A 13,178-nucleotide genomic window follows, 5' to 3' on the forward strand; every position below is an offset into this window, starting at 1 on the left:
TGGGCATGGAACCTGAAACCTGCTTCGTTTTTCGTCCCCATGTTCAGGGAAACACCATGACTGCGATCGAATCCCCCTGCATCCTCGTCTGTTCGATAGACCTGAAAACCGGCTATTGCTTCGGCTGCGGGCGCACGCGCGACGAGATTTCGGACTGGATTTCCATGACTTCGCAGCAGCGCCGGGAAATCATGGGGCAGCTCGCCGCCCGTCTTGAAACCGTCGAGCGCAAGCCCCGCCGCGAAACCCGACGCGCCCGCATGGCGCGTGAACGCGCGGAGGCTTCGCGGTGAACCGCACGCTCTGGATCATACTGGCGGTCATCGGTGTGGCTGCGGTCCTGCTGACGATCAACCATGAGTCGGGAACCACGCTCGGTTTCCTCAATGACGACTTCGCCGGCCTGATCTGGCTTGGCGTGCTTGCCGCGGTCATCGGCGCGGGGCTGCTGCGGTCGGGCCATCGCTTCGGCGAAATGGCGCGCAGCTTCGGCCTGTGGGGGCTGATCGTGCTGGCGCTGGTGGCGGGCTACCAGTATCGCTACGAATTGCAGGACTTCGGCAATCGCGTCACGGCCGGGCTGATCCCCGGAAGCCCTCTGATGCTCGGCATGGAGGATGGCCGCGCCACCGTCGCGCTGGACAAGGGGCGCGGCGGCCATTTCGAGGTGCGCATGGCGATCAATGGCAGGCCGGTGCAGGCGATAGTCGACACCGGCGCCACGACCACCGTTCTGAGCGCGGAAGATGCGCGCGTGGCAGGCTTCGATCCTCAATCCCTGAATTATACGGTGCGTGTCTCGACCGCGAACGGCACCACCGGCGCCGCCGCCGTTCGGGCCGACGAAATCACCGTGGGCAACATCACACGCCGCGACATGCCGGTATTGGTGGCCGCGCCCGGCGCGCTTCGCCAAAGCCTGCTCGGCATGAATTTCATCGGTTCGCTGTCCGGCTTTGACGTGCGCGGCGACAGTATGGTGCTTCGCGACTGAACACAAAGGAGCCGACATGGACATTTCGAGCATCGATCCCCGCATTGTAACCGACTTCTGGCGTCAATCCGGTCCCGAAGCATGGTTCCGCAAGGATGAGGCGTTCGACACCGACTTCAGGTCGCGTTTTCTCGACCTTCACCATGCAGCGGCGCGACGCGAATTTGATCGCTGGATCGAGAATCCGGAGGGCGCATTGGCGCTCATGATCCTGCTCGACCAGTTTCCACGCAACTGCTTCCGGGGCACCGGCCACATGTTCGCGACCGATCCGCTGGCGCGCCACTACGCGACCAAGGCGGTGGAAGCCGGTCACGATCTTGCGCTCGACGAGCAGATACGCGTGTTCTTCTATCTGCCGTTCGAGCACTCCGAAGACCTTGCCGACCAGAAGCGGTCGGTAGAACTGCACAAGGCCAACGCCGCCAGCTATCTGGAATATGCCGTGGACCATCACGACATCATTGAACGCTTCGGCCGCTTCCCTCACCGCAACGGCCCGCTTGGCCGCGAAACGACACCAGAAGAAAAAGCCTTCCTCGATGGCGGCGGATTCGCCGGCTGAAGCAGCCGCTCAGGCCCGCCACCACTCTCGTCCGGAAGCAAGGCGCTCGATTCCGCTCGTGTCCACCGCCGCCAGTCGTTGCTCGATCGGCTCACCGCCGATGTCGAGACCGGGCGCAAGCTCCGCCAGAGGCGCCAGCACGAAAGCACGCTCCAGCATGCGTGGATGAGGCACTTCAAGCCCCGTTTCCTGAATGATGCGGGCGTCGAACATCAATATATCGATGTCAATGAGGCGCGGCCCCCACCGCTCCTCGCGCACCCGCTTCAGGCGGCGCTCCGTTTCGAGGCAAAGTTCCAGAAGCTGCTGCGGCTGCAGCGAAATTGAAAGCTCCGCGGCCGCATTCAGGAAAGACGGTTGATCCAGCTTTCCCCATGGCGGCGTGCGGTAAAGCGAGGATACCCCGCTCACCTCCACATGGGGATGGGCATCAAGGGTCCGCAGCGCGGCGGACATCGACTTTTCCGGATCGCCCAGATTGCCGCCCAGACTCAGGAAAACGCGGCTATTGCGGCCAGGCAACGGTCACCTCGACATAGTCGAGAACGCCGCGCACCGGCGCATTCGGCTTGCGAACCGTGATTTCCGAACGTTGAATCTGCGGAAATCGCGCTGCAAGCGCCTTCGCCACCTCATGCGCAAGCGTCTCGATCAGGAAATGCCGGCGGCCGGTGACGATTTCCTCGATCACCTGAAAGGCCACGCCATAATCAACGGTCGCCTCCATGGAGTCCGATTCGATCGGTTTGCTCGGCTCAACATGCATCACCGCATCAACGTAGAAGCGCTGGCCGAGCCGCTCCTCCTCCTCCAGCAGGCCATGCCTTGCGAAGAAGGCGCAATTCTTCATGCGAATGGTGTACATGTTCTATTCTTCCGGCCGGGCGGCGAGAGAGGACTGGCGCGCCAGCATAGCATCCGCCACGGCCAGGGCGTCCATGTTGATTGCGACATCGTGGACGCGAAAAAGCTGGGCGCCCTTGAGGCGAAGAATGACGCTCGTGGCTGCCGTTCCCGCATCGCGATGCGGGGCCTCGCGTGCGGTGATCGTCCCGATGAACCGCTTGCGCGATGTTCCCGCCATCAGCGGAAAGCCGAGCCGGTGCAGTTCCTCGAATCGCGCCATCAGGTCGAGATTGTCCTCCGGCGTCTCCTTGGCGAAACCGAAGCCGGGATCGAGCACGATGCGCGAGTCGTCGATGCCCGCCTCACGGGCGATTTCCAGCGATCTGCGCAGGAACAGGAACTGATCCTCGATCGCGTCGGCCAGTTTCTGGCGTTCCCGGCCCGTATGCATGATCACCAGCCCTGCCCCGGTGTCCGCCGCGACCTTTGCGATGCCCGGCTCGCGCTGGAGCCCCCACACATCGTTGACGATATGCGCGCCTGCCGCCACAGCCAGCCGCGCCGTCTCTTCCCGGTATGTATCCACGGAAAGAAGCACGCCATCGAGCGAGGCCAACGCCTCGATCACCGGCAGAACGCGCTTCTGCTCCTCGGCGGCGCTGACAGGCATGGCCATGGGACGGGTGGACTCGCCGCCGACATCGATAATCGCCGCGCCCTGCTCCACCATCAGGCGAGCCTGCGCCACCGCATCATCGAGCGTGGTGAACAGACCCCCGTCCGAAAAGCTGTTCGGGGTCACGTTCAGGATGCCCATCACCACGGAACGCGCCCCGAGATCGATATGGCGTCCATGCGCCAGATGCCACTGTCCCATCATGCCTGCCGTTCAGCCTGTGGCGATTGACCGCTTTTTCGTTGCGCCGGATGCCGCCGTAACGCAAGGTGCCGCCAGAGACAACATGATGAAGAAAATTTTCCTCCCCCTGATCATAGCGGCCGCTGCCGCGGCGCCCGCCGCAGCGGAGACCCTTTCCAAAAGCTACAGCTATTTCGGCGTCGGCGGCACTACGTTCGAGCAGATCGAAAGCGAGCTCTTCAAGCGCGGGCCACATGTGAAATCGACCGGCCTGCGTCATCCGGGCGCAACGCGCATGAACTTCACCACAAAGGTCGGCTACGCCAATGACGGCCGCCATTGCCGCATCGTATCGGCGGATACGACCGTAAAAGCCAGCATCGTGCTGCCGAAATGGCGGCAGCGCCGCCATGCGAACGCAGAAGTCCGCATTTTCTGGGATACACTGTTCGCCGACATAAAAAGGCATGAGGAGCGCCATGTGGAAATCGCAAAGGCGCATGCCCGCGAACTCGAACAGACCTTGAGAAGGCCGGCAAGATACAAGACCTGCGAGCAAGCCGCAGCCAGAGCCGGAGAGATTTCGGCACGGGTGCTTGCAAAGCATGATCGCGCCCAGATCGAGTTCGACCGTGTCGAAGGCATCAACTTCGAGAACAGGCTCCTGCGCCTGTTGCTCCACCGCATCGACCGCCTGGACAAGGCCGGAAAGCAGAGTTGAGGCGCGGCCCGCCCAACCATCGTTTCGAAATCGGAGAAAAACAACAATGGACCAGCCGATTGGCGGCCAGCCGAAAGGGGCCGTTCCCGGTTTCTCGCTGAGTGATCGGGAAAAGAACGTCATCATCGCAGGCGTGCTTCTATCTATGCTGCTGGCCGCGCTCGACCAGACCATCGTCGCGCCTGCCCTGCCCACCATGGCGGCCACGCTCGGTCATGCCGAATATCTGTCATGGGTGGTCACGGCCTATCTGCTCACCGCCACCGCGGTGGCTCCCTTATATGGGAAGCTGTCCGATATTTACGGCCGCCGCCCGGTCATTTTCGCGGCGATCCTGATTTTTCTGGCAGGTTCCGTCATCTGCGCGCTCGCGCCCAATATGCTGGTTCTGATAGCCGGCCGCGCCGTGCAAGGGCTCGGCGGCGGCGGCTTGTTTGCGCTGACGCAGACGGTGATCGGCGATCTGGTGCCGCCGCTCGAACGCGCGCGCTATGCCGCCTGGATTTCCGGCACATGGGCAATCGCCAGCGTCGCCGGCCCGCTGCTCGGCGGCGGGTTCGCGGAGCATCTGCACTGGTCGCTGATTTTCTGGATCAACCTGCCGCTCGGGCTCATCGCCATAGCCTTCATCAGCAATCCGCTGAAGAAACTCGCCATAGCCGGCGCCAGGCACAACATCGACGGCTGGGGCGCGCTGCTGCTCATCACCGCAACCTCCCTGCTGCTGCTTGCCGTCAACTGGGGCGGTAACAACTACGCGTGGAGCGACCCGCAAATCGTGGGGCTTCTGGCGGGTTCGGCCGCATTCTGGTTCCTCTTCGGGCTGCGACTGCGCCTTGCCGACGAGCCCTTGGTGTCTCTGGAGGTGCTGGGCAATCGCATCGTGCTGACCGGCACCGTCACCATGTTTCTGCTGCAGGGCGGCAGTATCGGGCTAGCCGTCTACCTTCCGGTCTATATGCAGGCCACACTGGGCCTGTCTCCGGGCGATACGGGCCTTGCGATGCTCGGCCTCCTGCTGGGCATGACGGCCGGCGCTGGCCTGAGCGGCCGGCTTGTTCCGCGTATGGTGAATTACAAGCGCATAGCGCATGTCGGCCTCGCTTGCGCCATTTTGGGCCTTGGCGTGCTGGCTTACATTGCCGATCAGGCACACATTATGGAGGTCGAACTCGCCACCACCGTCATCGGCATCGGCATCGGCACGATTTTTCCGGTTTCGACCGTCGCCGTGCAAAACGCCGTCGACAAGAAGGATCTCGGCATCGCGACGGGGCTGCTGACCTTCCTGCGGTCTCTGGGCGGCGCGATGGGGGTCGCCGCTCTGGGCGCCATCGCGCTCGGCAACGACCTTCCACTTGCGGGCGAAGGCGCGATGACTGCCGAAATGGCCGGAACGCACGGATCTTTCTCGACAATATTCATCGCCACAGGCGTGATGATCACCGCCGCGCTTTTGACCTTCGCCTTCATGCCGCAGAAGCCTTTGCGCGGGTACGATGCTGCGAAAGCCCCGATCATGCCGGAGTGAGAAACTGGAGCGCCGTGCATACTGTCGGAATAATCCGAAAACCGCGTCCGCTTTTCGGTCCCCGATGCTCTAACCTTGGCGTTCCGGGACCGATACGACGAGACCGTCGAGTTCGTCCCGGACCCTGATCTGACAGGAGAGGCGCGAGGTCGGGCGGACATCATAGGCGAAGTCCAGCATGTCTTCTTCCATCGCCTCTGGTTCGCCGACGATATCCGTCCATTCCTCGTCGACATAAACATGGCAGGTGGCGCAGGCGCACGCGCCGCCGCATTCAGCTTCAATGCCCGGCACGGAATTGCGGATGGCGCTTTCCATGACGGTCGAACCATTTTCGGCTTCGACATCGAAACGGGTGCCGTCATGGGCGATGAAGGTCAGCTTGGTCATTTGTTCACCTGAGGGGAAGCCATCGCCGAGATAATCACTCCACCGGCTAAGTCAACTGCGGCGCAAGATCGCCGTGGCGGGCGCGCGGGACGGTCAAGGCTCCTGCTCCAGCCCCGACAGGAAAGCCAGAAACGCGTCCGCGGCCTGCTCAAGCCGTGTCCGGTGCTGTTCAATTTCGGGTTCACGCTCCAGAGCGTCCGCGCAATCGGCAAGCACGAATGCGCCAACCCCGCGCGCAGCGCCCTTCAGCCCATGCGCCATTGCGGCGCGGTCTTCGGGGGAAGCCGAGCCGACTCGCAGGCGCACCGACTGCGCCTGTTCCGCGAGCAGGTTGAGAACTTCGCGCTGCAGTTGCCTGTCGCCCATGGCCTGTCGCTCGAGATGAGCAAGGTCCACAGGCGATCGGGGCGCTTTCCCACAGCTTTCCATTGCGTGTCCCGAACTGGCCATATGCCCGCCTTTATTCATGCGCCCAACTCCCCCGGCGCGTCGATCACGACCGTCCGGCGGAGAGCAATTTGGCAATAAGCGGTGGACAGCGGGTTAAGGATTGAACCATGTACAGCCTGAAAAAATCTGGATTTCCGCGGTTTCGCCCTCACGCCGCCGTTAACCTTATATTTAAAGTTTTACGCATCGGCGCGAATGCATGTTTTATTTACCCCCCTGTGTCATTACGATACGAGGCTTCGATAGTTGGCCTCTCCGCAGGGCGTGAAGAACCAGAACAAGACGCTCCACGCAGCTAGTACAGGGTAGCGAAGGCATGGCGAAGAAAACCACGACGGCGAAGTCCCTCGACAAGGACGTTGCCCAGGAGCTTGAAAAAGCCCTCGATCTCGACCTGGATCTGGATACGTCCGATATCGGCGATCTCGATATTGCAGCCTCCATGGAAGATCTGGAAGCGCAGATCGCGGAAGCTGCCGACGAACTGGCGCGGGCGAGCCGCACCTCGCAGGAGCGCCAGCCCGAGCCACCGGAAACGGCCACCGTGCAGGTTGCGGAACAGCAGCCCGCGCCATCCGATCTTCGTCCCGTGGAGCCGCAAGCTGCGGGCTTTACGCCGGCTCCCGCGGGTTTTGCACCAGCCAACGATGATCGTCAGAAGGACTACAAGTCGCTTCTCCACAGCCTCAACCGCCGTGCGCCGAACACCATCTACTGGGTGGTTGCTTTCCTGTCGCTCGCATGGATTGCGGGTGCGGCGGCCCTCGCCAATCTGGTCATCGGGCCGGAGGTCTGGCAGGTGCGCTCCTTCGAGCAGTTCCTCGCCCGTCCGCAGCTGATCGGCCTTGTTGTCGCCACCGTCCTGCCCATCGTTCTGTTCTGGGCCTTCGCCGCCATGGTGCGCCGCGCACAGGAAATGCGCCTTGCCGCCCAGTCCATGACGGAGATGGCGTTCCGCCTGGCCGAACCGGAAAGCATCGCGCAGGATCGCGTCATGGCGCTTGGCCAAGCCGTGCGCCGCGAAGTCGCCGCCATGGGCGAAGGCATCGAGCGCACGCTGGCCCGCGCCGTCGAACTGGAAACGCTGGTGCACAGCGAGGTCAACCAGATCGAACGCTCCTACTCCGAGAATGAAGCGCGCATCCGTTCGCTCGTCGACGGCCTTGGCAGCGAGCGCGAGGCCGTCATCGGCCACGCCGAGCGCGTACGCGCCTCGATCGCCGGCGCCCACGAGACATTGCGCGAAGAGATCAGCTCCGCCGGCGACGCCATCCGCGAAAGCATCAAGGGCGCCTCGACCCAGCTTTCGATGACCATCACCTCCTCCGGCGACACCCTGATCGACCGTATCAACGAAAGCTCCCTGTCGATCTTCGATTCTGTCGAAACCCGGCTGGATTCCATCACCGACCGCCTGTCGACTTCCGGCGAAGCCTTTGCCTCGCTGCTCGACACCCGCATCGCCAAGCTGACCGACAGCGCCGACGGGCTCACCCGTTCGCTCACCGAACTGCTGGACGACCGCACTTCGGGCATGGTCTCCCTGCTGGGTGGCGCCGCGCGCACTCTCACCTCCGAGTTCGAGGCCAGCCTGACCGGCATCGAGCGCACGCTGGCCGAGCGTGGCCAGGCGCTGATCAGCGAGTTCGAAACCCGCGCCGAGGCGCTGGACACCGGCACCCAAAAGCTCAACGCCGCGCTTGAAGCACGCGCCCGCCAGATCAACGAGACGCTGGCCGAACGCACCCGCGATATCGCGGAAGCCTTCAACTCCGGCAAGGATTCGCTCTCCTCCACGATCGAGCTGGGCCGCAATCAGATCGGCTCCGACATGGCCGAACTGATTTCCTCGACCTCGACCATGCTGGAAGCCCGCGCCGGCGACTTCGCCGGTCGCCTCGAATCTGCCCGCGACACCGTCTCCTCCGCCTTCGATGCCGACATCGAAAAGCTGGCCGAGGCGCGCACGGGGATCGACGATGCGGTGCGCCGGCACAGCGCCGAGATGGCCGAAAGTCGCGAACGCATGGCCGCCGCCCTGCACGACGATCTGGCCAAATTCGCCGAGGGCCGCGCCGAGATCGACACCGTCGTCTCCAGCCAGATCGAGAAGCTGGCCGAAGGTCGCAGCCTGATCTCGCGCGCTCTTGAGGAAGACCTGCGCAAGGTCAACGAGTCCCGCGCCGCTATCGACGCGTCGCTGGGCACGCACCTCGACACACTTGAATTTGGTCGTAAGCGCCTGGCGGATTCGCTGCACGAAGACTCCCAGAAGCTCGTTCAGGCTCGTGTAAACATTGATGAAATGGTCGCCAGCCATGTTGGCAAGCTTGCCGAGGGCCGGACCATTCTGTCACGTGCTCTCGAAGCGGATCTGGCCAAGCTGGGCGAAAGCCGCTCGAGCATCGACGGGCTTGTCGCCGGGCAGGTCGAGAAGCTGGCGGAGGGCCGCGACATCCTGCGCCGCGCCATGGAAGCGGACCTTTCCAACATCAACCGCATGATCGCCGAGCATTCCGAAAAGCTTGCCGGCGACCGCAACCTGCTGTCGCAGGTGCTTGAAGCCGACCTCGCCAGGCTCGAGGAAAGTCGCGCCGGCATCGACGGTCTGGTCGCAGGCCAGCTTGAAAAGCTCACCGAGGGCCGCGACTTCCTCAAGACCGCGCTTGAAACCGATCTCGTTAATATCAACCAGATGATCACCGAACACTCCGAGAAGCTGGTCGGCGATCGCAACCTGCTCACGCAGGCGCTGGAAGCCGACCTCGCCAGACTGGCCGAAAGCCGTGCGGGCATCGACGGCCTTGTCGCCGGTCAGGTCGAAAAGCTGGCCGAAGGCCGCGATATCCTCAAGCGCGCGCTGGAGGGCGACCTCTCCTACATCAACCGCATGCTCGCCGAGCATTCCGAAAAGCTCGCCGGCGACCGCACTCTGCTCTCCCAGACATTGCAGGACGATCTGGCCCAGTTGGCCGAAAGCCGGAGCGGCATCGACGGCCTTGTCGCCGGTCAGGTCGAGAAGCTCGCGGAAGGCCGTGATATCCTGAAGGCCGCGCTCGAACGCGATCTGGACACCATCCGTAATGTGATCGCCGAGCAGTCCCAGCAGCTTGTCGGCGAGCGTGAGCGCTTCTCGCACTCGCTCGAGGACGATCTGCGCAACGTCAACAATCTCGTCGGCGCTCATGCCGATCGTCTGGTGCAGGAGCGCGCTGCGCTCGCCAGGGCGCTGGAAGAGGACCTCGCCAAGCTGGCCGAAAGCCGCTCCAGCATCGACGGTCTGGTTGCCGCTCAGGTTGAGAAACTGGCGGAGGGCCGCGATATCCTGCGGCGTGCGCTGGAGGCTGATCTCGCCAAGCTGGCCGAAAATCGCTCGGATATCGACGGTCTGGTTTCCGGACAGGTCGAGAAGCTGGCTGAGGGCCGCGAAATCCTCAAGCGCGCGCTGGAAACGGATCTCGGCGCCGTCCAGCAGGCCATTGCCGCGCAGGCGGACAAGATGGCCGAAGAACGCGCCCTGCTTTCACAGGCGCTGGATGGGGAACTGGCCCGCGTCAACACCCTCATCGAGCAGCATGCCGGCCGTCTGGTCATGGACCGCAACGCGCTGTCGCGCGTGCTTGAGGAAGACCTCGCCAAGCTCGCCGAAAGCCGTGCCGGCATCGATGGTCTGGTCGCCGGTCAGGTCGAAAAGCTGGCCGAAGGCCGCAACATCCTGCAGCGTGCGCTGGAAGCCGATCTGGAGAAGATTTTCCAGAGCCGGGGCCAGATCGAGGAAGCCGTTGCAGGTCAGGTGGACAAGCTGGCCGACGCGCGCCGAGAGATTGACGTGGCCGTTGGCGACCACATCGAACGCATCGCCTCGACCAGCACGCGTATTTCCGACTCGATCACCGGCGACATCGCCCGCATCGAAGGCGCCTTCGAGCGCCAGACCGGCGTCATCGACGAGCGCACCAGCACCATGGAGCGCGCCCTGTCTATCGGCGTCGACAATATTCGCGGCACGCTTGAAAAGAGCGCCGTGTCCGTGGCCGGCGCCTTGCGCGACAAGGTTCTGGAAATCACGTCGATGCTCAACGAGCAGGCCGGCATGGCCTTTACCGATGCCGACCGCAAGATCGCCGAGCGCGCCGAACAGACTTCGGCCGCCCTGCTCTCACGGGCTCAGGATATTTCGCGCGCCTTCGAGGACGCGGAAGGCCGTCTTGCCAGCCGCGCGGAAGATACGTCTTCCATGCTGATCGCGCGTGCCGAAGAAACCGCCGACAGCCTTGCTGCCCGCGCCGGGTCGATCGTCGAGAGCTTCGAGGTCGCCGACCAGCGCCTCGCGCAGCGTGCGATCGAAACGGCTCAGTCGCTGGCCGCGCGCGCAGGCGACATTCTGCGCAACTTCGAGGATGCGGACGCCCGTCTCGGCACCCGCATCGGCGAATCCGCAGAGGCTCTGGCCGCCCGCGCCGCCGACCTGGGCCGCATCTTCGAGACGGCCGATGAGAAACTTGTGGCGCGCATTGCCGAAGGCTCCGAAGCTCTTACCGGCCGCGCGGCCGAGATGAGCCAGATTTTCGATGCCGCCGATCAGCAACTGACGCAGCGCATCGCCGAAGGCTCGCAGACCCTTGTCGGTCGTGCCGCCGAAGTGGGCCGCGTCTTCGAGGAGGTCGACGGAAAGATCGCGCAACGTATCGCCGAGGGGTCCGATGTTCTGGGCGGACGTGCCGCCGAAATCGCGCGCGTGTTCGACGAAGCCGACAATCGCATCGTTTCACGCATTGCCGATACGGCGTCGACCATCGGTCAGCATGCCGAAACCATCGTCGGCGCCTTCGCGGAGACCGAACGGCAGGTTGCCGGACGCGCGGCCGAAACAGGCAAGGCGCTCGCCGATCAGGCCCGCTCCATCGAGGCCGCCCTCGCCGGCGCCGACGAGCGTCTGGCCGCTGGCGCGGCCAGTGTCGCAAGCCGCATTGGCGATGAAGTCGCCAGCGCCGAGAATCGCTTCGCGCGTTCTGCCGAAGTGATGGGCGAAAAGCTGAACGAGCAGATTTCGCAGGCCGAGAACCAGCTTGTTACGCGCGCCAACACCATTGCCGAGACCTTCACCGCCGTCGGCCAGCATATCGGCCAGAGCACCAACGAGGCGGCAAGGACCATCGGCTCCAACACGCGTGAACTCAACGAGATGCTGGCCACCCGTTCGGCCGAGATCACCCGCATTCTCGACGAAACCGCGCGGCCTCTGGTCGAGCGTTTCGCCGACGGCGGCGCGGAACTGCAGAAGAGCATGGAGGAAGCGACCGATCGCGCCACCGAAAAGCTGCGGCAGGAGAATGCGCGTCTTTCCAATGCGCTCGCCAACCGCACGGCGGAAACCCTGTCGGCTGTGGAGAATGCGCGCGCAACGCTCGCCGAGAACATCAACGATCTTATCGGCCGTCTGGGCGCGTCCAGTCAGGGGCTCGGCCAGCTCATCGAACGGGCGGCTGCCAACCTCGGCGAGATCGACGAGAAGCTCTCCGACAGCACGCAGAGTTTCGCGGCGACCACCGAAAAGGCAGCGCAGACCTTTGCAAGCTCGGCCCGTCTGGTCGATTCCAACACGACCCGCCTCACCGATCTGTCCTCCAATACGCTGCGCGAGGTGGCTTCCATCGCCACCAAGTTCGACGAGCACAGCCGCCTGCTGTCGAGCGCATCGGAACTGCTCAGCTCGGCGCAGAGCAATCTGGAGCACACGCTGGAGCGGCAGTCCTCGCTGGACGATCTCGCCGTCGGTCTGGTCAAGAAGTCGGAAGACCTCGAAAAGGTCATGAAGTCCTTCGAGTCGCTCGTCGGCCGGACCTTGCAGACCGCCGAAAGCCGCACGCTGGAATCGGCCGACAAGATCCGCTCGTCCATCGGCGATGTCGTGGAGTCCGCGACCCAGCGCTTCGCCGACGCCACCGACGAGATGCGCCGCACCGCCGCCGCCATCAAGAGCGAGTTGGACATCACCCGCGCCGAACTGAAGCGCGGTGTGGTGGAGATGCCGGCCGAGGCGAAGGAATCGACCACGGCCATCCGCCGCGCCGTTTCCGAGCAGATCAACGCTCTCAAGGAACTGTCGGCGATCGTCGCCAAGTCCGGCCGCAGCACCGATGCTCCGCAGTCGGATAACCTGCGCCCCGCAGCGCAGGCCCCCGCTCCGCGTCCCGTAGAACAGCCACGCCGGGCCGCCCCGCCTGCCGCCCCACAGGCTCCTGCCAGCCCGATTGGCGACACGGCTCTCCGCGGCGCGCTGGACAAGGATCAGGGCCCGCAAACGGCGCTGCGCCAGCGTGAGCCGGAGGCCCGCCAGCAACCGCAGGGCGGCTGGGTTCGCGATCTGCTCACCGGTGCTTCGCGCGACGAGGTCGCCAGGCCTGTAGCCGATGCGCCGCGCGCGGCGAAGCCGGCAGAGCGTTCGCCGCTGCATGTGGTGGAATCACTTAACTCGCTGTCGGTCGACATCGCCCGCGCCATCGACCATGAAGCGTCGATCGAGCTGTGGAACCGCTACCGGCGTGGCGAACGCGACGTGTTCACCCGTCGTCTCTACACGCTCAAGGGCCAGCAGACCTTTGACGATATCCGCCGCAAATATCAGGCGGAAGCCGAGTTCCGGGCCGCTGTGGACCGCTATTGCGAGGACTTCGAGAAGCTGCTCAAGGATGTCGCCCGCACCGACCGCGACAACATCATGACGCAGACCTACCTCACCTCCGATACCGGCAAGGTCTACACCATGCTGGCCCATGCCAGCGGCCGTCTGCGGTAAGCAGGGTTCGATACGAATCAGGA

General features: G+C 63.9%; 11 protein-coding genes. 6 read left to right on the forward strand and 5 right to left on the reverse strand.

All coding sequences use genetic code 11. The features are described 5' to 3' along the window. Window positions 1-56: 56 nt before the first annotated feature. Genes ABID44_RS02230 through ABID44_RS02240 form a run of 3 tightly spaced genes read left to right on the forward strand, consistent with a single transcriptional unit; the run spans window position 57 to window position 1,559 of the window. Window positions 57-293, forward strand: coding sequence for a DUF1289 domain-containing protein (locus ABID44_RS02230; RefSeq protein ID WP_354150038.1), 237 nt, complete (start codon window positions 57-59; stop codon window positions 291-293). Continuing rightward, window positions 290-994: a TIGR02281 family clan AA aspartic protease gene (locus ABID44_RS02235; protein WP_354150039.1), complete on the forward strand. Its 705-nt coding sequence runs from the start codon at window positions 290-292 to the stop codon at window positions 992-994. The genes ABID44_RS02230 and ABID44_RS02235 overlap by 4 nt, the downstream gene beginning before the upstream one ends. Before the next feature lie 16 nt (window positions 995-1,010). After that, a complete protein-coding gene (locus ABID44_RS02240; RefSeq protein WP_354150040.1) occupies window positions 1,011-1,559 on the forward strand; it encodes a DUF924 family protein in 549 nt (182 codons plus the stop codon). A 9-nt stretch (window positions 1,560-1,568) separates the two neighbouring features. Here ABID44_RS02240 and folK read toward each other — a convergent pair whose 3' ends face one another. Genes folK through folP form a run of 3 tightly spaced genes read right to left on the reverse strand, consistent with a single transcriptional unit; the run spans window position 1,569 to window position 3,285 of the window. After that, window positions 1,569-2,015, reverse strand: a complete 447-nt coding sequence (folK, locus tag ABID44_RS02245; RefSeq protein ID WP_378226757.1) for a 2-amino-4-hydroxy-6-hydroxymethyldihydropteridine diphosphokinase — start codon at window positions 2,013-2,015, stop codon at window positions 1,569-1,571. A gap of 49 nt (window positions 2,016-2,064) precedes the next feature. Then, window positions 2,065-2,424, reverse strand: a complete 360-nt coding sequence (folB, locus tag ABID44_RS02250; protein ID WP_354150042.1) for a dihydroneopterin aldolase — start codon at window positions 2,422-2,424, stop codon at window positions 2,065-2,067. A 3-nt stretch (window positions 2,425-2,427) separates the two neighbouring features. Further along, window positions 2,428-3,285 (reverse strand): dihydropteroate synthase, encoded by an 858-nt coding sequence (gene folP, locus ABID44_RS02255; protein ID WP_354150043.1) that lies wholly within the window; start codon window positions 3,283-3,285, stop codon window positions 2,428-2,430. Between the two features lie 82 nt (window positions 3,286-3,367). On the opposite strand from folP, the gene ABID44_RS02260 reads away from it, so the two are divergent. Further along, window positions 3,368-3,985, forward strand: a complete 618-nt coding sequence (locus ABID44_RS02260; RefSeq protein WP_354150044.1) for a DUF922 domain-containing Zn-dependent protease — start codon at window positions 3,368-3,370, stop codon at window positions 3,983-3,985. Window positions 3,986-4,031: 46 nt separating this feature from the next. Beyond that, window positions 4,032-5,516 (forward strand): MDR family MFS transporter, encoded by a 1,485-nt coding sequence (locus ABID44_RS02265; protein WP_354150045.1) that lies wholly within the window; start codon window positions 4,032-4,034, stop codon window positions 5,514-5,516. Window positions 5,517-5,585: 69 nt separating this feature from the next. Here ABID44_RS02265 and ABID44_RS02270 read toward each other — a convergent pair whose 3' ends face one another. Together ABID44_RS02270 and ABID44_RS02275 are read right to left on the reverse strand one after the other, a co-directional pair. Continuing rightward, complete coding sequence (locus ABID44_RS02270) at window positions 5,586-5,906, reverse strand: 2Fe-2S iron-sulfur cluster-binding protein (RefSeq protein ID WP_354150046.1); 321 nt, start codon at window positions 5,904-5,906, stop codon at window positions 5,586-5,588. 93 nt (window positions 5,907-5,999) lie between these two features. Further along, the gene (locus ABID44_RS02275) at window positions 6,000-6,272 is read right to left on the reverse strand and encodes a histidine kinase (protein ID WP_354150047.1); all 273 of its coding nucleotides are present in this window, start codon (window positions 6,270-6,272) and stop codon (window positions 6,000-6,002) included. Between the two features lie 400 nt (window positions 6,273-6,672). Here ABID44_RS02275 and ABID44_RS02280 point away from each other — a divergent pair, with 400 nt between their 5' ends. Further along, window positions 6,673-13,155 (forward strand): coiled-coil domain-containing protein, encoded by a 6,483-nt coding sequence (locus ABID44_RS02280; protein ID WP_354150048.1) that lies wholly within the window; start codon window positions 6,673-6,675, stop codon window positions 13,153-13,155. Window positions 13,156-13,178: the final 23 nt, after the last annotated feature.

Source organism: Aquamicrobium ahrensii, assembly GCF_040545755.1.
Taxonomy (GTDB): domain Bacteria; phylum Pseudomonadota; class Alphaproteobacteria; order Rhizobiales; family Rhizobiaceae; genus Mesorhizobium; species Mesorhizobium ahrensii.

Bases quoted from the DNA above. Each gene is read 5' to 3' on its own strand.
- ABID44_RS02230 (WP_354150038.1), top strand. From the start codon at position 57: ATGACTGCGATCGAATCCCCCTGCATCCTCGTCTGTTCGATAGACCTG.
- ABID44_RS02240 (WP_354150040.1), top strand. From the start codon at position 1,011: ATGGACATTTCGAGCATCGATCCCCGCATTGTAACCGACTTCTGGCGT.
- folK (WP_378226757.1), bottom strand. From the start codon at position 2,015: ATGTCCGCCGCGCTGCGGACCCTTGATGCCCATCCCCATGTGGAGGTG.
- folB (WP_354150042.1), bottom strand. From the start codon at position 2,424: ATGTACACCATTCGCATGAAGAATTGCGCCTTCTTCGCAAGGCATGGC.
- folP (WP_354150043.1), bottom strand. From the start codon at position 3,285: ATGATGGGACAGTGGCATCTGGCGCATGGACGCCATATCGATCTCGGG.
- ABID44_RS02260 (WP_354150044.1), top strand. From the start codon at position 3,368: ATGATGAAGAAAATTTTCCTCCCCCTGATCATAGCGGCCGCTGCCGCG.
- ABID44_RS02265 (WP_354150045.1), top strand. From the start codon at position 4,032: ATGGACCAGCCGATTGGCGGCCAGCCGAAAGGGGCCGTTCCCGGTTTC.
- ABID44_RS02270 (WP_354150046.1), bottom strand. From the start codon at position 5,906: ATGACCAAGCTGACCTTCATCGCCCATGACGGCACCCGTTTCGATGTC.
- ABID44_RS02275 (WP_354150047.1), bottom strand. From the start codon at position 6,272: ATGGGCGACAGGCAACTGCAGCGCGAAGTTCTCAACCTGCTCGCGGAA.
- ABID44_RS02280 (WP_354150048.1), top strand. From the start codon at position 6,673: ATGGCGAAGAAAACCACGACGGCGAAGTCCCTCGACAAGGACGTTGCC.